This window comes from Hyphomonas jannaschiana VP2 (assembly GCF_000685215.1).
Classification (GTDB): Bacteria; Pseudomonadota; Alphaproteobacteria; order Caulobacterales; family Hyphomonadaceae; genus Hyphomonas; species Hyphomonas jannaschiana.
The window spans coordinates 42,161-62,526 of the sequence record NZ_ARYJ01000011.1; the positions used below are offsets into that span (position 1 = coordinate 42,161).

23 protein-coding genes and 1 other RNA gene are annotated in these 20,366 nt (G+C 60.1%); 11 read left to right on the forward strand and 13 right to left on the reverse strand.

From position 1 onward, the window contains the following. A complete protein-coding gene (gene tyrS, locus HJA_RS14455) occupies positions 1-1,251 on the reverse strand; it encodes a tyrosine--tRNA ligase (protein WP_035583556.1) in 1,251 nt (416 codons plus the stop codon). A gap of 86 nt (positions 1,252-1,337) precedes the next feature. Between tyrS and HJA_RS14460 the strand changes: the two genes are divergently transcribed. Further along, entirely contained in the window at positions 1,338-2,429 is a 1,092-nt protein-coding gene (locus HJA_RS14460; RefSeq protein WP_277813109.1) for an anhydro-N-acetylmuramic acid kinase, read from the forward strand. Here the strand turns inward: HJA_RS14460 and HJA_RS14465 are convergent. Both HJA_RS14465 and HJA_RS14470 read right to left on the reverse strand, forming a co-directional pair. Next, positions 2,426-3,103 (reverse strand): alpha/beta hydrolase, encoded by a 678-nt coding sequence (locus tag HJA_RS14465; RefSeq protein WP_035583559.1) that lies wholly within the window; start codon positions 3,101-3,103, stop codon positions 2,426-2,428. The two genes, HJA_RS14460 and HJA_RS14465, sit on opposite strands and share 4 nt — an antisense overlap. A gap of 101 nt (positions 3,104-3,204) precedes the next feature. Continuing rightward, positions 3,205-3,501 (reverse strand): YciI family protein, encoded by a 297-nt coding sequence (locus HJA_RS14470; protein WP_051597735.1) that lies wholly within the window; start codon positions 3,499-3,501, stop codon positions 3,205-3,207. Between the two features lie 121 nt (positions 3,502-3,622). Here HJA_RS14470 and HJA_RS14475 point away from each other — a divergent pair, with 121 nt between their 5' ends. The 7 genes from HJA_RS14475 (at position 3,623) to HJA_RS14510 (ending at position 10,764) form a co-directional block, all read left to right on the forward strand. After that, on the forward strand, positions 3,623-4,771 hold the full coding sequence (locus tag HJA_RS14475) for a cysteine desulfurase family protein (RefSeq protein ID WP_035583561.1): 1,149 nt from the start codon (positions 3,623-3,625) through the stop codon (positions 4,769-4,771). A 238-nt stretch (positions 4,772-5,009) separates the two neighbouring features. Continuing rightward, positions 5,010-6,572 (forward strand): Fe-S cluster assembly protein SufB, encoded by a 1,563-nt coding sequence (sufB, locus tag HJA_RS14485; RefSeq protein ID WP_081814736.1) that lies wholly within the window; start codon positions 5,010-5,012, stop codon positions 6,570-6,572. A gap of 200 nt (positions 6,573-6,772) precedes the next feature. Then, positions 6,773-7,534, forward strand: a complete 762-nt coding sequence (sufC, locus tag HJA_RS14490; RefSeq protein ID WP_035583565.1) for a Fe-S cluster assembly ATPase SufC — start codon at positions 6,773-6,775, stop codon at positions 7,532-7,534. Beyond that, the gene (locus tag HJA_RS14495; protein ID WP_035583567.1) at positions 7,531-8,757 is read left to right on the forward strand and encodes a SufB/SufD family protein; all 1,227 of its coding nucleotides are present in this window, start codon (positions 7,531-7,533) and stop codon (positions 8,755-8,757) included. Before sufC ends, HJA_RS14495 begins: the two co-directional genes overlap by 4 nt. Next, complete coding sequence (locus HJA_RS14500) at positions 8,742-9,977, forward strand: cysteine desulfurase (RefSeq protein ID WP_051597736.1); 1,236 nt, start codon at positions 8,742-8,744, stop codon at positions 9,975-9,977. The genes HJA_RS14495 and HJA_RS14500 overlap by 16 nt, the downstream gene beginning before the upstream one ends. A gap of 8 nt (positions 9,978-9,985) precedes the next feature. Next, on the forward strand, positions 9,986-10,369 hold the full coding sequence (locus HJA_RS14505) for an SUF system Fe-S cluster assembly protein (protein WP_035583569.1): 384 nt from the start codon (positions 9,986-9,988) through the stop codon (positions 10,367-10,369). 35 nt (positions 10,370-10,404) lie between these two features. Continuing rightward, complete coding sequence (locus tag HJA_RS14510) at positions 10,405-10,764, forward strand: HesB/IscA family protein (RefSeq protein ID WP_035583570.1); 360 nt, start codon at positions 10,405-10,407, stop codon at positions 10,762-10,764. Between the two features lie 3 nt (positions 10,765-10,767). Here HJA_RS14510 and HJA_RS14515 read toward each other — a convergent pair whose 3' ends face one another. From HJA_RS14515 to HJA_RS14530, 4 genes are all read right to left on the reverse strand, one after another. Beyond that, complete coding sequence (locus tag HJA_RS14515; RefSeq protein WP_162177075.1) at positions 10,768-11,424, reverse strand: hypothetical protein; 657 nt, start codon at positions 11,422-11,424, stop codon at positions 10,768-10,770. A gap of 26 nt (positions 11,425-11,450) precedes the next feature. Then, a complete protein-coding gene (locus HJA_RS14520) occupies positions 11,451-11,963 on the reverse strand; it encodes a hypothetical protein (RefSeq protein WP_155840025.1) in 513 nt (170 codons plus the stop codon). Positions 11,964-12,079: 116 nt separating this feature from the next. Further along, positions 12,080-12,886 (reverse strand): lysophospholipid acyltransferase family protein, encoded by an 807-nt coding sequence (locus HJA_RS14525; protein WP_035583576.1) that lies wholly within the window; start codon positions 12,884-12,886, stop codon positions 12,080-12,082. A gap of 34 nt (positions 12,887-12,920) precedes the next feature. Further along, entirely contained in the window at positions 12,921-13,445 is a 525-nt protein-coding gene (locus tag HJA_RS14530) for a TetR/AcrR family transcriptional regulator (protein WP_241764377.1), read from the reverse strand. A 522-nt stretch (positions 13,446-13,967) separates the two neighbouring features. Between HJA_RS14530 and HJA_RS18165 the strand changes: the two genes are divergently transcribed. Beyond that, positions 13,968-14,987: a glycosyltransferase family 4 protein gene (locus HJA_RS18165; RefSeq protein WP_162177076.1), complete on the forward strand. Its 1,020-nt coding sequence runs from the start codon at positions 13,968-13,970 to the stop codon at positions 14,985-14,987. A gap of 114 nt (positions 14,988-15,101) precedes the next feature. Then, positions 15,102-15,629 carry a hypothetical protein gene (locus tag HJA_RS18170; protein WP_051597739.1) on the forward strand — a complete coding sequence of 176 codons (528 nt, stop codon included), beginning with the start codon at positions 15,102-15,104 and terminating at the stop codon, positions 15,627-15,629. 1 nt (position 15,630) lies between these two features. On the opposite strand, the gene purS is transcribed toward HJA_RS18170, so the two are convergent. Together purS and purC are read right to left on the reverse strand one after the other, a co-directional pair. Then, complete coding sequence (gene purS, locus HJA_RS14545) at positions 15,631-15,876, reverse strand: phosphoribosylformylglycinamidine synthase subunit PurS (protein WP_035583578.1); 246 nt, start codon at positions 15,874-15,876, stop codon at positions 15,631-15,633. Between the two features lie 93 nt (positions 15,877-15,969). Further along, entirely contained in the window at positions 15,970-16,743 is a 774-nt protein-coding gene (purC, locus tag HJA_RS14550) for a phosphoribosylaminoimidazolesuccinocarboxamide synthase (protein ID WP_035583580.1), read from the reverse strand. Between the two features lie 182 nt (positions 16,744-16,925). Here purC and HJA_RS14555 point away from each other — a divergent pair, with 182 nt between their 5' ends. Continuing rightward, entirely contained in the window at positions 16,926-17,246 is a 321-nt protein-coding gene (locus tag HJA_RS14555) for a DUF1476 domain-containing protein (protein ID WP_035583582.1), read from the forward strand. Between the two features lie 84 nt (positions 17,247-17,330). Here HJA_RS14555 and HJA_RS18175 read toward each other — a convergent pair whose 3' ends face one another. The 4 genes from HJA_RS18175 to HJA_RS14570 form a co-directional block, all read right to left on the reverse strand. Further along, a complete protein-coding gene (locus HJA_RS18175) occupies positions 17,331-18,350 on the reverse strand; it encodes a family 16 glycosylhydrolase (RefSeq protein ID WP_081814737.1) in 1,020 nt (339 codons plus the stop codon). A gap of 44 nt (positions 18,351-18,394) precedes the next feature. Beyond that, complete coding sequence (locus tag HJA_RS14565) at positions 18,395-19,000, reverse strand: 5-formyltetrahydrofolate cyclo-ligase (protein WP_035583702.1); 606 nt, start codon at positions 18,998-19,000, stop codon at positions 18,395-18,397. 68 nt (positions 19,001-19,068) lie between these two features. After that, positions 19,069-19,228, reverse strand: a non-coding RNA gene (ssrS, locus tag HJA_RS18415) — 6S RNA. Positions 19,229-19,273: 45 nt separating this feature from the next. Continuing rightward, a complete protein-coding gene (locus HJA_RS14570; RefSeq protein ID WP_035583584.1) occupies positions 19,274-20,344 on the reverse strand; it encodes an esterase-like activity of phytase family protein in 1,071 nt (356 codons plus the stop codon). Between the last annotated feature and the right edge of the window lie 22 nt (positions 20,345-20,366).

The window sequence follows — 20,366 nt, forward strand, 5'->3', positions numbered from 1 at the left end:
TCAGACCGGCTTTACCAGCGCGTGGCGTTTCTTGCCTGCCGACAGTTTGATGCTGCCGTCGACCACATCGGATTCCGCGAGCGTCGCGTTCTGATCCTTGACCTGCTGGTCATTGACCTTCGCAGCGCCCTGCTTGATCAGGCGGCGTGCTTCGCCATTGCTTTCCGTCAGGCCCGCAGCCGTGAAGGCGGCCGCAACCAGATAGTCGCTGAAGAGTTCCGCAGACGGAATTTCGACCGTCGGAAGCGCGGCGGCTGTCCCGCCACCTGCAAACACGGCGGAGGCGGCTGCCTCGGATTCCTTCGCCGCCGCTTCGCCGTGCAGCATCGTCGTTGCCGCATTGGCCAGCGCGATCTTGGCCTTGTTGATTTCAGCGCCTTCGAGCTTCTCCAGGGCTTCAATCTCGGCCAGCGGAAGTTCCGTGAACAGGCGCAGGAAGCGGCCGACATCGGCATCCTCGCAATTGCGCCAGAACTGCCAGTATTCGTATGGGCTCTTGCGGTCAGCGTTCAGCCAGACCGCGCCGTCCGCCGTCTTGCCCATTTTGCCGCCGGATGCGGTGGTGATCAGGTGAGCCGTCACGCCAAACACATCGCCGCCTGCCGCCTTGTGCACCAGGTCCACGCCGCCGACGATATTGCCCCACTGGTCAGACCCGCCGAGCTGGATGCGGCACTTGTGGCGCCGGAACAGTTCAAGGAAGTCGTAGGACTGCATCAGCAGGTAGTTGAATTCGAGGAAGGTGTAGGGCTGCTCGGCGGCCAGGCGCCGGGCAACCGTGTCCTGCTTCACCATCGTGTTGATGGTGAAATGCACGCCGACTTCGCGAAGCAGTTCGATGTAGCCGAGTTTGCCCAGCCAGTCGTCATTGTTGACCATGATGGCGTCGGTCGGGCCGTCGCCGAAGGTCAGGAACGGCTCGAACGCCTTCTTGATGCCGGCAATGTTCGCCTCGATCTGCTCATTTGTGAGCAGCGGACGCGACTTTTCCTTGTCGGTCGGGTCGCCCACTTTCGTGGTGCCGCCGCCCATCAGCACGATCGGCTTGCCGCCAGCCTTCTGAAGGTGACGCAGCATCATGATCTGGAGCAGCGATCCGACGTGAAGGCTGTCCGCCGTCGCGTCGAAGCCGATATAGGCAATCGGGACACCCGCCTGGCAATAGGCGTCAAGCTCGGCCTCATGGGTGACCTGCTTGATGAAGCCGCGCGTTTGCAACGTCTTCAGGAATTCCGACTTGTATTCGCTCATCTTCTCGTGTCTCCGTGAAGGCAGGGCGCGTAGCACGGAAAGGGAGCCGCTTGAACACTGCGATTTCAGATTCTGGGCCTATTTGGGTGGTTGGTTTCATGTCCGGCACCTCTCTGGATGCTGTCGATGCGGCCCTGATCCTGACGGATGGCGAGCAGGTGTTTGAGTTTGGCGCCACGGCGGAGCGCAAATACCTGCCCGAAGAACGCCTGATCCTGCAGGTCGCGACCGACGCAGCCCGCGCCTGGAACTGGTCCGGTCCTCAGCCGGAAGAGGCGTTTGAGGCAGCAAAAGCTGTCGTCACACAGACGCATGCGGAAACCCTGCAGCAATTGCTGTCTGCCTGGTCCGGCCCCGCGCCGGTCCTGGCAGGTGTACATGGCCAGACCGTGCTGCATCGGCGCCCCGTGCCGGGAAAGCCCGGCGCGACGCTACAGCTGATCGATGCCCCGGCCATGCGGGCGGCGCTGGGTGTGCCGCTGGCCTGTGACTTCCGCACGGCGGATGTGGCTGCTGGCGGGCAGGGCGCGCCGCTCGCGCCCGCCTACCATTCGGCCCTGATGCAAAGGCTGGGAGATGGCGCAGCCTGTGTGTTGAATCTCGGCGGTGTGGCGAACATCACAGCCAAACTGGCGGACGGGACGCTGATTGCCTTCGATACGGGGCCCGCAAATGGCCCGATCGACGAATGGGTGGAAGGGCATGGGCGTGGCACGCATGATTTCGGCGGTATGCTCGCGAAAGCCGGTACCGCGGATGAGGCACTTCTGGAAAAGCTGCTTCAGCATGACTGGTTCAGCGAAGCCCCGCCCAAATCGCTGGACCGCTATGATTTTTCCGCTTCCATGGTCACAGGCATGTCCGTGGAAGATGGTGCAGCGACCCTGACGGCGTTTTCAGCGCGGGCTGTAGCGGCGGGCGTTGCGCAGCTGCCGGAAGTGCCGTCCCGCGTCATTGCCTGCGGTGGCGGACGGCACAATCCGGCCTTGATGGATGCGCTGGCGCGGGCGCTGCCCTGTCCGGTACTGAGTGCGGAAGAGGCTGACTGGCGCGGAGACAGTATCGAAGCTGAAGCCTTCGCCTATCTTGCCGCGCGTACGGCTCGTGGCCTGCCGATCAGTTGGCCCGGCACGACAGGCGCGCCGGAGCCAATGATGGGCGGAATACTGCTCGATTAGTCACCTTCGGCTTCGAGGCGCAGTTTTTCCTCGGCGGCAGCAAGGCGGCGGAGGAGGTATTCCTCGCAGGTGCCGATCAGTTCATCACGGCGGTCCTGATAGAAGTGGTTCGCCCCTTTGACCGTCGTGCGCTCGATTTCCTCGCCTTTCTGGACGCGGACTTTGGTGAGGGCACGTTCCACGTCTTCCGGGGAAGACACGGCGTCGCTGTCGCCGGACACGATCAGGCCGGAAGCCGGGCACGGTGCCAGGAAGGACAGGTCATAGTGGTTGGCCGGCGGGGAGATGGCGAGGAAGCCGTCGATTTCCGGGCGGCGCATCAGCAGCTGAAGCGTGATCCAGGCACCGAAAGAGTAGCCAGCGCACCAGACATAACGCGGGCTTTCGGCCATGTTCTCAATGTAATCAAGGACGTAGGCCGCATCTTCCAGCTCGCCGATGCCCTGGTCGTACTGGCCCTGGCTGCGGCCGACACCGCGGGAATTGTAGCGCAGAACGCCGAAGCCATGTTTCTCGAACATCTGGTACAGCATGATCGAGATCGGGTCCTGCATCGTGCCACCGGCTTTCGGGTGGGGATGAAGGATCAGCGCAATCGGCGCGCCTTCATATGGCGGCTCTGTGTAACGCGCTTCGATACGGCCCTGAGGGCCCGGAATGATGAGTTCTGCCATGGCATCCTCGGAATTTCGGTTTAAGCGCGGGGTGATAAGCCAAACGGCCACTGAAAAGCAAATTTTTCTGCAGGCGCCATGAGAGCGTCTCAGCTAGCGCATTACGCTGGCGAACTAAGCAGGAAATTATTTTCCGGTGTTGCAAGCTGAAATGCATGCACGGTTCTCGTGGCATACGCGCCGGATTCGACAAAGGGATCGCTGTTTGCGATCTCGATGGCTTCTTCCAGCGTGCCGCATGACAGCACAATAATGGCTGTTCCGTCGTCGCAGGGGCCGCACAGGCTTAGCTTGCCTGTGTCATGCAATGTTTCCAGCCAAGCCACGTGGGCCTCGACGTTTGCTTGATTTGTCCGTTCAGGGCAGGCACCTGCCAGCTTCACGATAAAATGCGCCATGGAATATCCTTGTCTCAAGGCGGCTTTCTAGAGCGGCAAGGGTGAGGTCTCAATACTGATCGGACGTAACTGTTCTGCATCAGAACGTGCACAAGCAGATCAGTCGCGCTATATCCGGACCATGATTTATGCCGACCACAATGCGACCAGTCCGCTGCGCCCTGAAGCGCGCGAAGCGATGCTCGCCGTCTATGACATGGGGCCGGTGAATCCGTCCTCCGTGCATACGGCGGGGCGCGCGGCGCGCGGGGTGATCGAGCGGACGCGGACTACGCTTGGCGGGGCCATCGGCAGCCGGGCAGAAGACATCGTTTTTACCTCCGGGGGCACCGAATCCGACAGCCTCGCCGTGCATGGCGCGGTGGCGGGCCTTGAAAGCAAATGCACGCTAATCGTCTCGGCGCTTGAGCATGAAGCCATCGGCAAGGCAGCAGCCCATTCCGGCGCCGTGGTCGAGACGGCCTATCTCACCTCCGCCGGAACGGTAGACCTGGAAGACCTCGCTAGCCGTCTGAAGTCATGGGATCATGCCGCCAAAGGCACGCCGGTGCTGTGCCTGATGCTCGCGAACAACGAGACAGGCATCCTCCAGCCGGTCGCTGAAGCCGCTGCGCTTGTGCGGGATGCTGGCGGGCTGACCATCTGCGATGCCGTACAGGGGCTTGGCAAAGTACCGGTGAATGTCGGCCTGCTGGGCGTTGATTACCTCGCTCTAAGCGCGCACAAGATTGGCGGACCGCAAGGTGCGGGCGCCCTCTGGCATCGGGCCGGGGCGCCTCTGAAGGCTGTCCAGTATGGCGGCGGACAGGAGCGTGGGCTCCGCTCCGGCACGGAGAATGTCGCGGCAATTGCCGGATTCGGCGCTGCCATTGAGGCCGCCATGCGCGACATGCCGAACTACCAGACGCTTGGCTCTCTGCGCGATGCCATGGAAGCACGTCTCGAGGCGGAAGGCGGCGTGATTGTTACAGGCAAAGGCTCACCGCGTCTGGCGGGTGTCTCCAACTTCGCAAAGCCAGGCTTTGCGGCCGAAACGCAGGTCATGGCCATGGATCTGGCCGGTGTGTGCGTCTCTGCGGGTTCGGCCTGCTCGTCCGGCAAGGTCAAGCGCAGCCTTGTCCTGATGGCGATGGGCGCGGACGATACCCTTGCAGAATCTGCAATCCGCACCAGCTTTGGATGGAGTACACTGCCGTCAGACTTTGACGGCGTCGCCGATGCGTGGCTGAAGGCGGCCGAGCGCATCATCGCGAAGGAAGCGAGTGTGTGATGGTCAGAGCATTCCGGGAATTCCAGTTACTGGTCTTCCTCGTCGTGATGCCTGCATTTATCACTTACGGCCTTACGGGCGGGAACAGGATTGCAACTGTCTCGGTGGGTTTAGGTATTGGTCTGCTTAGGCTTTTTCTGATCGTCTCAGGACGAGTTGAGGCTGGCCGATACGGTGAAGATTGGTATGTAACGTTTCGTCGCTTTTGGGGACGAGACTGAAAACTGAAAGTATCGACATGGACTGCTGCGGCGGAACGGACGAACACGAAGACGACTGCACGGAAGTGACGGTCAAGGAAGGCATCGACGCGAAAACGGTCGAGGCTGCGAAAGCGCTCGAGTCCGAGAATTATTCTGCCGGCTTCTCCACCGAGATCGAGACCGAATACTCGCCGAAGGGCCTGTCGGAAGACACGATCCGCTTCATCTCGGCCAAGAAGGAAGAGCCGGAATGGCTGCTCGAGTGGCGCCTTGCCGCCTATCGGCGCTGGCTGACCATGGAAGAGCCGACCTGGGCCAAGGTCCGCTACGATCCGATCGATTATCAGGAATACTACTACTACGCCGCACCGAAATCCGGCGCGAAGTATGAGTCGATTGACGACGTTCCGAAGGAAATCCTCGAAACCTACGAAAAGCTCGGCATCCCGCTGCGGGAAGCGGAAGTGCTGCTGGGTGTAGAAGGCGCGGCCGAAACCGCCGCGACTGCCCGCGAAGCACCGCGCGTCGCCGTCGACGCCGTGTTCGACTCCGTTTCCGTCGCCACCACGTTCCGCAAGGAACTGGAGAAGGCGGGCGTGATCTTCATGTCGATTTCCGAAGCTGTGCGTGAGTATCCGGAGCTGGTGAAGAAATACCTCGGCACCGTCGTTCCGCAGTCTGACAATTATTTCGCCACGCTGAACAGCGCCGTCTTCTCGGACGGGACCTTCGTCTATGTGCCGAAGGGCGTGCGCTGCCCGATGGAACTGTCGACTTATTTCCGCATGAATGCGGAAAACACGGGCCAGTTCGAGCGCACGCTGATCGTGTGCGACGAAGGCGCCTACGTCTCCTACCTCGAGGGTTGCACCGCGCCGATGCGCGACGAGAACCAGCTTCACGCCGCTGTGGTGGAACTGGTCGCCCTCGATGACGCGGAAATCAAATACTCGACCGTCCAGAACTGGTGGCCGGGCGATGAGGACGGCAAGGGCGGCATCTATAATTTCGTGACCAAGCGCGGCGATTGCCGCGGGCCTCGCTCCAAGATCAGCTGGACACAGGTGGAAACCGGCTCGGCCGTCACCTGGAAATACCCGTCCTGCATCCTGCGCGGCGACGACAGCGTGGGCGAGTTCTACTCCATCGCCGTCACCAATGGCCGCCAGCAGGCCGACACCGGCACCAAGATGATCCATCTCGGCAAGCGCACGAAGAGCCGGATCATCTCCAAGGGCATCTCGGCCGGCAAGTCGGACAATACCTATCGCGGCCTGGTCTCGATCAACAAGCGCGCCGAGAAGGCCCGGAACTTTACCCAGTGCGATAGCCTGTTGATCGGCGGCCGCTGTGGCGCCCACACGGTGCCCTATGTCGAGAACCGCCGCGCCGACGCGCAGCTGGAGCATGAGGCGACCACGACCAAGCTTTCCGAAGACCAGCTCTTCTACGCCCGCCAGCGCGGCCTCGGCGAGGAGCAGGCGGTCGCCCTGCTGGTCAACGGCTTCGTCCGCGAAGTGCTGCAGGAACTGCCGATGGAGTTCGCCGTGGAAGCGCAGAAACTGCTCGAAGTGAGCCTTGAGGGCAGTGTCGGCTAGTCCGCACTTCGCGCTCGTGCTTCGACTTCGCTCAGCATGAGCGCAACGATAGTCCTGCACGAAACGCAGCTCATCCTGAGCGAAGTCGAAGGATGAATGTGCTCTCCGTCTGAAATTTCAGCATTTCTACCCCCTCAGAATAGCCTCCATTCCTGAGCTAAGGGCTTTTCCTAAGGCCCGGTCGGCCCTACATCGGCCCCATGTTGAAGATTGAGAACCTGACCGCCACCGTGGGCGAGGCTGAAGAGGCCAAACAGATCATCAACGGGCTGACCCTTGAGGTGCCCGCCGGTGAGGTGCACGCCATCATGGGGCCGAACGGCGCTGGCAAGTCGACCCTGTCCTACGTCCTCACTGGCCGCAGCGGCTATGAGGTCACCGGCGGCAGCGCCACGCTGAACGGCGATGACATTCTGGAGATGGACCCGGAAGAACGCGCCGCCAAAGGCATGTTCCTGTCCTTCCAGTATCCGGTCGAGATCCCCGGCGTGCCGGTGATGACTTTCGTGCGCACGGCCATGAACTCCCAGCGCAAGCTGCGCGGCGAGGACGAGATTTCCGCGCCGGACTTCATCAAGAAATCCCGCGAGATTGCGAAACAGCTGAAGCTGGACGCCGAGATGCTGAAACGCCCGGTGAATGTCGGCTTTTCCGGCGGTGAGAAGAAGCGCCTCGAAATTTATCAGATGATGATGCTGGAGCCGAGATTCCTGATCCTCGACGAGACCGATTCCGGTCTCGACATCGACGCGCTGAAAACGGTCGCCGAAGGCGTCAACGCCATGCGTAGCCCGGAACGCGGCATGCTGGTCATCACGCACTATCAGCGCCTGCTGGACTATATCAAACCGGACAAGGTGCACGTGCTGGCCGCTGGCCGCATCGTGAAGACCGGCGGTCCGGACCTGGCTCACCGCCTCGAAGCCGAAGGCTATGACGGCGTTCTGGGAGAAGCGGTGTGACCACCGCGCTGCGCGACCTGATTGCCAATCCCAACGCGGCTGAGCTGGAGCTCATCGCGCGTTACGGCATGTTGCCGGAAGATGCGCGCCGCGAACGGGCCTTCGAAGCCTTCGCGAAGGGCGGCCTGCCGCATCGCCGCGTCGAAGGCTGGCACTGGACCGATTTCAAGGCGGCGCTTCCCGTCATCGAAACGCCCGCTGAGACCGGAGTGGCTGCAGACCCGCTGCCGACCGAAGGCGCGCTGGTGTTCAGCTTCACGCCCACCGGGTTCACCTGGCCGGAAGACCTGCCGGAAGGCATACGCGTTCTGGCGAAACCGGAAGCGCAGGCTTTCGGAGCCTCGGAAGACATGCCGCTGGGCGCCCTTGCTGCGGCACTGGCAGGCGGCAAGACCAAGCCGGGCACATTGATGATTGAAGTCACGGGACAGGATCTGCCGCGGCTTCACTTCCGATTCTCCGGCGACGGCGAGGCGAACTTTGCCCGGGTCCAGATCATCCTGCGTCCCGGCGCCAAACTGGCGATCAGCGAATCCTATCTGGGCGGCGCAGGCTTTACGGCGTCGCTGATGGAGTATTCGCTGCAGGCCGGCGCGGAGTTTTCCCGCACAGTCTACCAGCGGGCCGGCAAGGCCGAAGTTCTGGCCGCGACGGCTGCTGTCCAGTTGGACGAAGGCGCGGACTATCGCCAGACAACGCTCGCCTTCGGCAGCAAGCTCAGCCGTCTGGAAACCCGTGTGACCCATCAGGAGACTGGCGCAAAGGCGACGCTGAACGCGGCCTATCTCTGTGCTGCGGGCCATCATGCCGACATCACAACCGAAGTGCGCCACGGCGCGCCCGCCTGCGTCACGCGCCAGCTGACCAAGGGTGCGGTGCTGGATGGCGGACGCGGTGTCTATCAGGGCAAGTTCTTCGTGCCGCGTAATGTCGGCCAGAAGACCGATGCTGACATGCAGCACAATGCGCTGTTGCTGGAGGAAGGCGCCGAAGTCTTCGCGAAGCCCGAGCTGGAAATCTACGCCGACGACGTCGAATGCGCACATGGCAATACGTCCGGCGCGCTTGATGCGAACCAGATGTTCTACATGCGCCAGCGTGGCATCGCCGAAGAAGAGGCGCGCGCCCTGCTGACCGAGGCATTCATCGCCGAAGCGCTTGAAGAGACGGGCGAGCTGGAAGACGTTCTGCGGGAGCAGGCGCGGGCATGGCTGGCGCGATGAGCAAGGCACTGGACATCGACGCCATCCGGGCCGAATTCCCGATCCTGTCACGGGAAGTGAATGGCTATCCGCTCGTCTATCTGGACAATGCGGCAAGCGCGCAGAAGCCGAACGCCGTGATCGACGCGATCGCGAACCAGTCGCGCACCGCCTATGCCAATGTGCACCGCGGCATCCACACGCTTTCGAACGAGGCGACCGAAGCTTATGAAGCGGCCCGGGAAGCGGCGCGGGAATATCTGAACGCGCCGGCGCACGAGAACATTGTTTTCACCAAGGGCTCGACCGAGGGAATCAACCTCGTCGCCTCGGCGCTGGCAGGTGAGATTCAGCCCGGCGACGAGATCGTCCTGTCGATCATGGAGCACCACTCCAACATCATTCCCTGGCATTTCCTGCGTGAGCGCCACGGCGCGGTACTGCGCTGGGTCGGCCTGACGGAGGATGGCTCGCTGGACATGGCGGAGTATGCCGCCGCCATCGGGCCGAAGACGAAATTCGTGGCCATGACGCACATGTCCAACGTGCTGGGCACGGTGACCGACATGGCGGAGATCGTGCGCCTCGCACATGAAGTCGGCGCGCAGGTGCTAGCCGACGGTAGCCAGGCCGCGGTGCATGTGCCGGTGGATGTGCAGGCGCTTGGTGTCGACTGGTATGTGATGACCGGCCACAAGCTGTACGGGCCCACGGGGATCGGCGTGCTCTATGGGACGGCCGAGGCGCTGGACCGGGCGCGGCCTTATCAGGGCGGCGGGGAGATGATCGAGATCGTCACCCGCGAACGGGTCACCTACAACACGGCCCCACATAAATTCGAGGCAGGAACGCCGCCGATCCTGGAAGCGATTGGTCTTGGCGCAGCCCTGAACTGGATACGTAATCATCCATTCGAGGCCGTGCATGATCATGAGATGATCCTGTATAGTCATGCCGTAGAGGGGCTTCGTGGCATCAATGGTCTCAGGATTCACGGCGAGGCGCCGGGCAAGGGTGCGGTGCTGACCTTCAGCCTCGAAGGCGCGCATCCCCATGATATTGCTCAGATTCTTGACCGCTACGGCGTTGCCATCCGGGCCGGGCACCACTGCGCCCAGCCACTGATGGAACACCTCGGCGTCCCCTCGACAGCCCGCGCCTCCTTCGCCATCTACAACACCCTCGCCGAAGTCGACGCCTTCATAGAGGCGCTCGCCAAGGCCCGGAAAATGCTGGTATAGGTGCCTCAATGGCCGATGACATGACTTCCCGCGATGTGGACGCTGCTGCTGAGACTGCAGCACCTTCAGCAATTCCACAGGACGAGCTGAACCGGATCACCGACGACCTGATCGCCGCGTTCAAGACCGTGTTCGACCCGGAAATCCCGGTCGACATCTACGAACTGGGCCTGATCTACAAGGTCGACATCGATGATGACCGTAAAGTCGATATAGAAATGACGCTGACCGCACCTGGCTGCCCGGTGGCTGGTGACATGCCGGGCTGGATCGAAACTGCCGCCCGCACAGTGGAAGGCGTGAAGGATGTTGAGGTCCAGCTGACCTTCGATCCGCCCTGGGACCCCTCCCGCATGTCCGACGAAGCGCGCCTCGCGCTGAACATGCTTTAATTGAAAGGAAGGGCCCGCGCCCCTATCTTTCCCTCATGGCCAGACGACCCAGACCCAAGCCCGTGAAGCTCTCCGACGCCGCTGCTAAGCGCGTCAAAGAGATTATGGAAGAGCGCGGTGCAGGTTACCTGCGCGTCGGCGTCAAAAACGGCGGCTGTGCCGGCATGGAATACGTAATGGACTACGCCACCGCGCCGGAACCGCTGGACGAAGTGGTTGAGGACAATGGCGTCACCATCCTTATCGATGCCAAGGCCGTGCTCTTCCTGCTCGGCAGCGAAGTCGACTTCGAAGTCACGCCGCTCCACGAGAAGTTCGTGTTCAACAACCCGAACCAGACCGATGCCTGCGGCTGCGGCGAGAGCGTGACGATTGTTCCGGTGGCCGCTGACTGACGTTCAATTCGGGTCTGCAGTTGCCGCAATACCGGCCTGTTCCACGATTGCCGGATCAAATTTTCCCCCATTCGTCGTGGGACAGGTTTTCGCAAAACTCACGAAGACGGGGTCCTTGCCGGGAAGGGCGAGGTCATAGGTTTTGCCTTTGACCTTCAGGCTCACATCTGAGCCCTGAACGACGGCGTTGTAGAGCTGTTTGGCGACGGCCTTGTTGTGAGGAATGATCTTCGATGATGCGGGATGATATTTGAACCGCTCCGACTTCTTCGAGCCGTCGATTGTCAGGGTGACGCTGACATTCAGCAGGTGCAGGCGTTCAGACGGGTTTTCCTCATATGCGTTGTCCGGGTCCAGCTGGACCGCAGCATTGAGAGAATGCTGACCTGTCGACATGGCCTGGCAGTTGAAGATCAGAATAGGGCCGGGTCCACCTGATGAATGAATAAGCCGGGAGAAGCTGTAGAAGTTGGCGCTCGTTCCGGCATCGCTGCCATCCACGCGGATTATGGAATCAGGGTCCTGCACCCATGCGAGAGCAGCAGGTGATTCCGCCTGCGCGTTTCCCGCCAGAACCAGAATAGCCGCTATCCCAAAGACTGCGTGTGATTTGTTTGCCATCGGCATGCTCCGTTCCATTTCTTGGAAGGGAGCATGCAATTATGAGTGGTGACTTTCAATCACGATTATTTTGCGCCGCGCAGGGCGCCGCAGGTTTTTGCAAAGGCTTTGAACGTGTCATTCGGTGCAGGCAGTTGCGATTCGACAGTGCCTTCGCGCTTGGTTTCGACGGTGAGAGGTTCACCCAGAACGGCCGAGTTGAAGACCTGAGCAGCGACACTGTGTGACTTGGTTTCGATCGACTTGATTGCAGGGATGTAGCGGAAGGTTGCATCCGTTACCGCCTCATCACCAACCTGGATCTTTGCCTTGGTCGAGCGGGAGTAGCTGGCATTGCGTTCCAGTAGATCCGGCAGGGATGCCGCTTCCAGCGAGAGCATGGCTTTCAGCATGCCCTGGCCATCGCAGACAAGAAGGGCCCCGGTTTCGTCCGTGCCGTTCGTGTAGATCGCAAGTGGTGCCGCCTCGTCCTGGCCTTTCCAGGACGCCCATTCTGCCGCAGAGGCAGGCAGAGCAGATGCAAGACCGACCATAACAACGCAGGCAGCTGCCGGCAGGAAAGTCCGTTTCAAAGTCATTTGTAAGATCCCGTTTTTGGCCCCCGGGATCACCTAAGCAGTTATTGAATATCAATAATTGATCATCGAGTAAAGGTAAGGAGTTCGCTTTTTGCCGAATTCGGTAGCGTTTCAGCTTATGCCTTGGCGTAAGCTGCTGGGTTTTCTGGCGTCGGCTTGGCTTCCATGCCTTTGGGTGGGTCCGGAATGAGCGTCGCCCGTTTCGCTGGCGTGCCGCGTCCCTCGGCCACCAGCTCCGCCGTACGCTGTTCGATCGCCTCGGTCAGGCGCGACAGGAACTCATCCTTCGGCAGGTCCCACGGAATTGGATCCAGAAATTCGATGATGGCCGTGCCGGGATTTTTTTTCTTGTCCTGTTGCTGCCAGTAGAGGCCAATATTCGTGGCCACCGGCACGACAGGGGCCTGCATCGCCTGCGCCATGTGCCAGACGCCGGGCTTGTAGCGAAAATGAAAGTCGACCGGCGCCAGGTGACCTTCGGGGTAGATCAGGATGCGCCGACCGTCTTGTTTCGCGCGTTCCATGCCCTCGCGCAGGGAGGCCGCTTTGCGTTCGCCGCCGCCACAGGTGTCGATAACGATTGCGCCCAGCTTGCGCAGGATACCGCCAACGAGCGGGAACTTCTCAAGATGATCGCCAGTGACGAAGGAGAGATTGTCGACCTCCGGATAGACGAGATAGCCGTCACCCCAGCTCTGATGCTTCGAAGCGAGAACGAACGCGCCTTCAGGAACCTTGTCCTTGCCGCGCACTTCCTTGCGGATGCCAGCCACCAGGCGAAGGTTGAGGTTCATCGCCCGTGTGTAGCTGCGGATGATGGCCCTGACGGGTGTGTGTCCTGGCAGAATGAGAAACGGCACCGAGGCAAGCACGTAGAAGACGGAAAGAAGGTAGTAGACAGATGTAAACAAGGCGGCGCGCATGGCGGGCTCCTTTTGTCCTGATCTATGAGAGCGTTCAGTCGGCTTTGAGAACGGCAACAACGGCCCGGGCCATCGCATCCGCATGCTGACCCAGTGGGCCGGGAAGGCGGTTGTAGATCTTGTTCTGTCCGGCCTGCATGACGATGCCGAGTGTCATCGCAGCTTTCAGCGCAGGGTCACCTTTCGGAATAATACCGGCTTCCATAAGGCTTTCGATGATCCGCTCAGTAATCGAGACCGGGTCATCCTCGCGGCGTTTGTCGTAGGGCAGGTAACGGTTGAGCGAAACAAGGTGGAAAGAGAAGAGGAGGAAATCCTCGTCCGCCAGCTCGCAATAGGCTTTTACGGCCGCATGGACCTTGTCTTCCAGGGTTCCATCGCCGGAAAGCGCCTCCTGCATCATCTGGCCCAGTCGGTTATGGGTTTCCATGAACAGGCTGAGCGCAAGCTGGTCCTTGCCTTTATAGTGCCGGTAGAGAGCCCCTTCGGACACGCCAGCCTTTTCTGCGATCTCACGGGTCGTGGCCGCATCGACTCCTTCGTGAACAAAGAGTTTCAACGCGGCACGCTCAATTTTTGGGCGTGCGTTTCTGGCACGGGTTTTTTTGGCGGGTGCCTTGGACGCTGTCGTATTTCTTGTCATAGGAGACTCCGAATTCGCCTGTTCGGATAGCATAAGCGTAAAAATATCGCAAGTGAGTATTCACTTACCAAATATATGCTGTTTTTTCGGCGTTTTTTGTGCTCATTCCCGGGGTTTCGCAGCTTTACGTTTAAATTGTCACGTTTCTTGCCTATAAAATGAGTGATTGGTCACAGGAAACTTTGACCTGTATTTTATTTGGGGGTGGTCATGGGCGATGCGCTGACCGAAAACCGACCTGTTCGAGTCTCTGTCCTGCGTGACAGGTACCCTACGGCATTCTCGAGCCCGCGGCATTCGCGGCATGATGTGCGACGCCGTTGGTTTGTTCCGTTTAATAAGCTGCAGTCGAAGCTCGACGGCTTCACCTTGATGCAGCCTTGCGATGGATCCGATTTTGTTCATGTCGTGAACCGTATTCCGTTCGGGGCGCGGAAGATGATCTGTTCTTTCGAAAGCCATATTCCGCGCAAGTTCGGTCTTGCCGAAGATGCGATTCTCACGCGCATGATGCTCAACGAGATCACGAGCAATCGGTGCCGCCGACTGGTGGGCATGTCTCACTTTGCAAAACGGACTGCGCTGGCAATGCATGAAGGCACACCAGCTTATGACGTGATCAAGGCGAAGATGATGGTTCAGCATCCGAATGTTGAGCTCGGCCGGGAAGGCGACCGCCTCAAAGACGATGACGCGTCCAGGTTGGTGCTGACATTCGTTGGCGGTCACTTCGTGCGCAAAGGCGGATGCGTTGCTGTCCGGATCGCTGAAAAGGCGATCGAACAGGGCCTGCCGATTGAAGTGAACATCATTTCGTCGCTGAAAGCAGGGAAAGATGTCTGGAGCGATCCGACAGATCCGGACTTCCTGAAGAAGTATCTGGACCTTCTGAACCTTCCCAACGTCAACCATGAACCGGGCCTTCCGAACGAGAAAGCCCGGGAGCTGATGGGCAAGTCGCACTTCACGCTGTTGCCGACTTTTGAGGATACGTTTGGATTCTCGGCGATTGAATCCATGGCGGAGTACACGCCGGTTATCGGCACCAGCGTCTGCGCGCTGCCGGAAGTGATCTATCATGGCCGGAACGGTTACCTGCTTCACCTTGATCAGGATGAGCTTGGTGAGTGGGTCCGCCCGGACAAGACGGAACGCCACACCGAGGCCTATACCCGGATCTATCACGACACGATCGAAATGCTTGCCGATGAGGCGCTCGAATATCTCAAACCACTGATCGGAAATCCGGAGGCTCTGGCGGCGATGCGGGCCGATGCCAGGTACACCGCCGAACAAATGTTCAGCGCTGAAGTTGCAGGTCCGCGCTGGGATGATCTGTATGAGCGCGTTTCGCGTGAATCGGTCCGGACACCTGCCGTTTGTGACCCGGTACTGGATCAGTCTTCACCGGAATCACCAGCATTCCTCTTCGAAGACCGGCCTGTCGGCGGCATTTAGATGACGGCTTTACGTCTGATTTGACTGGCGGGCGGCCCAGGCTGACCGGTCAAAGGTGATTTGCGTTCAGATATTATGTGAGGCCTTCTGGCAGAATACGCCGGAGGAAGCCTCATGAATACCTTGCCTTACGCTGCAGCTGTCCTTTGCCTTTCCGCCTGCATGAGCAGTCCGGAAGTGTCTTCCGCCGCTGCCGCACCGGCCGCCTGTGATGCGCCGGTTTATCATCAGTTTGATTTCTGGATTGGAGAGTGGGCCGTTTACGACCCGGCCGGGAATCTCGCCGGAACCAATTCGATCCAGCCCGAAGAAAGCGGGTGTCTGCTGGTGGAGCGCTGGACGAATACGGCGGGTGGAACGGGACAGAGCTATAATTTCTACGATCCCGGCATCGGGAAATGGCGGCAGATCTGGGTGAACGCAGCAGGCGTCATCGACTATGCCGGTGGCTTGACCGAGACAGGTGCCATGTATCTGGAAGGGGAAATCCGAAATCGCGGGGCGGCTTCCGCACCGTTCACCGGAGAGTGGACTGCGAATGCGGATGGATCAGTGACCCAGCATTTCCGGCAACAGAATCCTGAGACCGGAGAATGGTCGGACTGGTTTGTCGGGCGCTACGTTCGCAAGTCTGTAGAGTGACTTAGGCCTGTAGATCGATGCGGTAGCTTTCGATCACCGTGTTGGCGAGCAGCTTCTCGCACATCTCTTTGACGCGGGCATTGGCGTCAGCTTCGCTAAGGCCGTCTTCCAGGTCGAGTTCGATCACCTTGCCGATACGGGCGCTCTCGACTTCCTTGTAGCCCATGCGCGCCAGCGTGTCGGCAACTGCTTTGCCCTGCGGGTCGAGTACGCCGTTCTTGAGGGCAACATGCACGATGGCTTTCATCCGGTGATCTCCTGGAAGGGGGACGAGTCGCGTTCCCTCTAGCGTAATTGCCTGGCTATTGGAACATTCTCAGCAGCATTGGTGCGGTGTGATTTACTTGCCGCTGTTGATGCTGACGACATTATCGGTTTCGCCGGATTCCTTGATGATCCCGAGGCGGCGGGCGACTTCGGCATACGCTTCAGTAACGCCACCGAGATCCCGGCGGAAGCGATCCTTGTCGAGCTTCTCACCGGACTCGAAATCCCACAGTCGGCAGGAATCGGGGCTGATCTCATCTGCCAGAAGAATCCGTGGAATTTCGGCATCGCCTTCGAAATATCGGCCAAACTCCAGCTTGAAGTCGATCAGGCGGATGCCGACAGCGGCAAACAGGCCGGACATGAAATCATTTACGCGAAGAGCGAGCGAGATGAGGTCGTCATACTCCTGGGGGCCGGCCCAGCCGAAGGCGGCAATATGCTCTTCTGTCACGAGGGGATCATGCAGCGCATCGTCCTTGTAATAGAACTCGACGATCGGGCGGGGCAGAACCTGGCCTTCTTCGATGCCAAGGCGCTTGGCAAGCGAGCCGGCGGCAACGTTTCGCACGACGACTTCCAGCGGAATGATCTCGACCTTCTTGATCAGCTGCTCGCGCATATTAAGGCGGCGGATGAAGTGGGTCGGGATTCCTACGCCAGCCAGGCGGGTCATCATGAATTCGCTGATGCGGTTGTTCAGGACGCCTTTGCCATCCAGCACGGCGCGCTTCTGGGCATCAAAAGCCGTCGTATCATCCTTGAAATACTGAATAAGGGTGCCCGGCTCCGGACCCTCATAAAGGATCTTGGCCTTGCCTTCATAAACGACACGCCGTTTGCTCATGGATAAACCCCTTTCATGGGCCCCTGTATGGGGACCGGGACGGCTTCATCCGGCAGGAATCGCCGCAGCCCCCTCCGCTAGCGGCTCCTGTTACGCCAATCCGTCGCGGGAAACAATTATTGCACACACCTTGCCGGGGACTCTATATGCCGCCAAGGTCTACTTATGGGAAAGGTCCTGAGATGAGCACATTCAACGATCGGGAGCGCGCGGAAGAAGCGCGGTTTGCGCTCACCGAGGAGCAACAGTTCAAAGTCATGAACCGCCGCAACAAGCTTCTGGGCTTGTGGGCTGCCGGCCTCATGGGCATGGGCGAAGACGACGCGGAAGCCTATGCGAAAACCGTGGTCCTCTCTGACCTGGAAGAGGCTGGCGATGAGGATGTGTTCCGGAAGGTGCGCGCAGACCTCGACAAGGCCAAAACCGGCACGAGCGACGCGGAAATCCGCGAGCAGATGGCTGTCCTGATCCCTGAAGCCCGTTCGCAGGTCATCGACGAATAGCCTGATTGGGAATACGTTTTCAGTTAAAGCGGCGCTGTCCCAATTGGGGTGGCGCCGTTTTTGTTGTGATCTGCCGAAAAAGGATCAATCGAGCGGTGCCGGGAACTGAGCGCCCTCTTTGAATATGTCTGCGCACCGGCGCGTATTTTCGCCCAGCGGCGTGAATGAGATACAGGAATAGTAGGCCGACCCACGATCTCCGAAATCCGGATCGCCGTGCCACTGGCGAAGCTCTTTTTTGCCGGTCCAGTTGCTGATGACGAGGCGGCCCGGATTGTCCGGAATGAAGGGGTCATTTTCCGGGGTTTGGTAGATCAGCTTGCCGTCGACATACCAGCTGATGCCTTCCGGCATCCAGTCAAAGGCATAAAGGTGGTCTTCTTCTGATGCATCAAAGGGAAGCTTGATGCGCGCGCTGCTGCCGGTCTTGCCGTTGTGGAAGTAGTTCAGCTCGACAATGCTCGTGTCCTTGCCGACAAACTCGATGTCGATTTCATCATGTGGTTTGCCGAAATAGGGGCCGGTATAAGTGAAGAAGGCAGACACGAGACCGGAGCCTTTCGCCGGGCGCATGATGGTTTCGTAGCGGCCGTAGCCATAGGTGCCGATGACCTGGACCTCAGCCAGCGCATAAGGCTTCTTCGGATCGCCTGTGGGTGTCACGTCAAGCCGGAGGCCGTCCGGTCCGGTTGAGACGTTTTCCGGAACCCAGTCGCCGCCCTGAAAGCCTTTGTCGTTGCTGTGCTTTGATATGTAGAACCGTTCCGGTGACAGGCCATTTCCAAGCACTGACACAAACGCGCCATCCGATTCCAGCATCGGGGCGTCCGGTCTGAGTGTGTAAGGGCCTTCCCGGTGTTCTAGAACTTCCGGGACGGGGTTAACCGTACGCACCGGGTTCCATGGCATCACAGGCGACATGTCTGCGACCAGAGGTGCGGCGGACTTCGCCTCCGGACCAGTCTGCATATGGCGCGGGGCTCTTACAGCGGCATAAAGGGCCACGCACAAGGCAAAGACCAGCACCGCCACGATAACGACGGAGCCCGGTTGCCAGTCCTGCAAGTGTTTCTTCAGGCTGTGATCTGTAGTGTCTGTTGCCATTCAATGGTCCGATCTCATTTCGGACCATCGCAAGAAACAGGCCATTAACCTTGTTTCAAAGCAGCCATGTTGCGCATCATGAACAGGGGGATCGAGCCAGCCGGAGTGATTGCCCAGTCGAGTGGTTGATCGTGCGGTTCTGCTGGTACGTCCTCAATCTGTTGAGCGGCATACGCAACGGCGCAGGCAAAGGCCCGTCCCTCGGACCTTAACGATTGCAGCGCCAAATCGTAGTGGCCTTTACCATACCCCAGACGATTGCCCTTTGCGTCAAACGCAAGAAGCGGTGTCAGGATCAGGGTTGGGTGCGCTTCCGGGGCATCCTCTACCGGCTCGCTGAGACCGAAGGGGCGGCGCTCCAGCGGTTCGCCGAAGCTCCACAGGCGCCAGGATATACCCCCTTCAGGTAGCATGCGTGGCAGGCACAATTCAGCCCCGGCGTCCGCAAGCCGCTTCATCAGCGGCATCGGATCCAGTTCCTCATTGATCGGGACATAGCCCGACACGACTGGCCCGTAGCGCTCCAGCAGCTTCATCGGGAACAGGTCCGCGATTTTCTCTGCGGCATCAGGGTCGCGTGCGGCGGCTTCCGCGCGGATGGTGCGCATCCTGTGGCGCAGCTGAATCTTGTCGGGAGGAGGCGTTGTCATGCAGGCAGCCTTAATCAGGTCCGGCCGCGGCGTCACGTCTCTTAAAGCGCCAACGGGGCTGAGTGTGCACAAGAACCGCGAGCGCCGCAGGGCATATTCACTCCCGTCAACCTAGAGACTAGGTGGGTGCCAGGTGAGACAGGGCCACGGCCCCATCCAGATTGCCAGCTCCCTGACGGTAAGTAAGGTCGCCGGAGATCAGTCCCTTCGCGCACGCCGCAGCCCTTGTGCAGGATCAGATGTAGGCGCGAATGCGCCGGATTGTAAGCGGGATTATTCTGACGTGACTGCAATGTCGAAAGCGAGCAGGAGCGTGCGCTGCTGCGGATTGAAATTGTCGTCGGAGATGATCCAGACACGCGCGACGCCGTTTCCAAGGTCCTGCACCGTAATGCCCTCGTAGTTATCAACGGCCAGGGGGCGGGTCAGTTCGATTGCCTTCGCGCCGTCCTGCCAGCTGACCACATTCCGGTTTCCGCGGATGGGGTCGTAGCTGCGAAAGAGCCAGAACGTCTCGTCAGTGTCGCCGATCCGGGCAGCGTCGAAACCCACAAAGGCGTAGCCGGCCGGGTTGGGGGCCATTTCGTCCGTCCAGCCAGCAGAATTGAGGCCTGTCACGGCTCCGATGGGGGACCGGCCGCGCTCGACAGTTTCATAGCCAAACAGGATGTTGCCCTCGGGCGTGATGGCGAGGGCCTCGGCGCCGCGATTTTCGTCGATGAGCCGACCGGCATATGTGGAAGGCAGCCGGCTGATCGGCGCCTCACGGGCCGCGGCACCGCAGGTTTCCAGGGCAAACGCCGAGATGCGATGCGTGCGCTCAAAGCTGACTATGGCCAGACTATTCCGGACTACCAGCCCCTCAGCGTCGCCCATCGACTTGCCTTGAAGGAGCTGTCCGTCTTCTCCCAGCATATAGGTCAGATCGCCTGAACCGTCGGGAGCACCGTCCGCCATGCCGATGCGGACAAATGCACCGTCGTCGACGACGGCGAGCAGGTCGCCGTCGGTGTCGACTGCGAGGTCAGATAAACCGCCGAAGCTGGCATTGTCGGCCGTCAGCTCCCAGCCGCCCGCAAACACCGCGCCTTCCGGCAAACGGCGGGCAACGTCATCGGCTGGGCCGAGATCGATGGCCTGTGCTGTAATTGCGAGCGGAACAGAGGGGACTGCGGCGGTTCCGGCCGGGCAGGAGGTATCTGCAAGTTCTGCCGATATTGTGTCGAAGGTCCAGGCAGCGTCCGCCGCGGGCATGGTGACGCGTGGGGCTTCCGGCATCTCGGCAGTGCCGGCGCATGTCGCAAGCAGAATCAGGGATGCGAACTGTATGGTGCGGCGTAGCATCGGAACCTCAGTGTTCTGGAGT

Bases quoted from the DNA above. Each gene is read 5' to 3' on its own strand.
- sufB (WP_081814736.1), top strand. From the start codon at position 5,010: ATGGACTGCTGCGGCGGAACGGACGAACACGAAGACGACTGCACGGAA.
- HJA_RS14520 (WP_155840025.1), bottom strand. From the start codon at position 11,963: ATGACTTTGAAACGGACTTTCCTGCCGGCAGCTGCCTGCGTTGTTATG.
- purC (WP_035583580.1), bottom strand. From the start codon at position 16,743: ATGAGCAAACGGCGTGTCGTTTATGAAGGCAAGGCCAAGATCCTTTAT.
- sufC (WP_035583565.1), top strand. From the start codon at position 6,773: ATGTTGAAGATTGAGAACCTGACCGCCACCGTGGGCGAGGCTGAAGAG.
- HJA_RS14510 (WP_035583570.1), top strand. From the start codon at position 10,405: ATGGCCAGACGACCCAGACCCAAGCCCGTGAAGCTCTCCGACGCCGCT.
- HJA_RS14505 (WP_035583569.1), top strand. From the start codon at position 9,986: ATGGCCGATGACATGACTTCCCGCGATGTGGACGCTGCTGCTGAGACT.
- HJA_RS18175 (WP_081814737.1), bottom strand. From the start codon at position 18,350: ATGGCAACAGACACTACAGATCACAGCCTGAAGAAACACTTGCAGGAC.
- HJA_RS14470 (WP_051597735.1), bottom strand. From the start codon at position 3,501: ATGGCGCATTTTATCGTGAAGCTGGCAGGTGCCTGCCCTGAACGGACA.
- HJA_RS18165 (WP_162177076.1), top strand. From the start codon at position 13,968: ATGATCTGTTCTTTCGAAAGCCATATTCCGCGCAAGTTCGGTCTTGCC.
- HJA_RS14465 (WP_035583559.1), bottom strand. From the start codon at position 3,103: ATGGCAGAACTCATCATTCCGGGCCCTCAGGGCCGTATCGAAGCGCGT.
- HJA_RS14475 (WP_035583561.1), top strand. From the start codon at position 3,623: ATGATTTATGCCGACCACAATGCGACCAGTCCGCTGCGCCCTGAAGCG.
- HJA_RS14555 (WP_035583582.1), top strand. From the start codon at position 16,926: ATGAGCACATTCAACGATCGGGAGCGCGCGGAAGAAGCGCGGTTTGCG.
- HJA_RS14525 (WP_035583576.1), bottom strand. From the start codon at position 12,886: ATGCGCGCCGCCTTGTTTACATCTGTCTACTACCTTCTTTCCGTCTTC.
- HJA_RS18170 (WP_051597739.1), top strand. From the start codon at position 15,102: ATGAATACCTTGCCTTACGCTGCAGCTGTCCTTTGCCTTTCCGCCTGC.
- HJA_RS14565 (WP_035583702.1), bottom strand. From the start codon at position 19,000: ATGACAACGCCTCCTCCCGACAAGATTCAGCTGCGCCACAGGATGCGC.
- HJA_RS14570 (WP_035583584.1), bottom strand. From the start codon at position 20,344: ATGCTACGCCGCACCATACAGTTCGCATCCCTGATTCTGCTTGCGACA.
- tyrS (WP_035583556.1), bottom strand. From the start codon at position 1,251: ATGAGCGAATACAAGTCGGAATTCCTGAAGACGTTGCAAACGCGCGGC.
- purS (WP_035583578.1), bottom strand. From the start codon at position 15,876: ATGAAAGCCATCGTGCATGTTGCCCTCAAGAACGGCGTACTCGACCCG.
- HJA_RS14500 (WP_051597736.1), top strand. From the start codon at position 8,742: ATGGCTGGCGCGATGAGCAAGGCACTGGACATCGACGCCATCCGGGCC.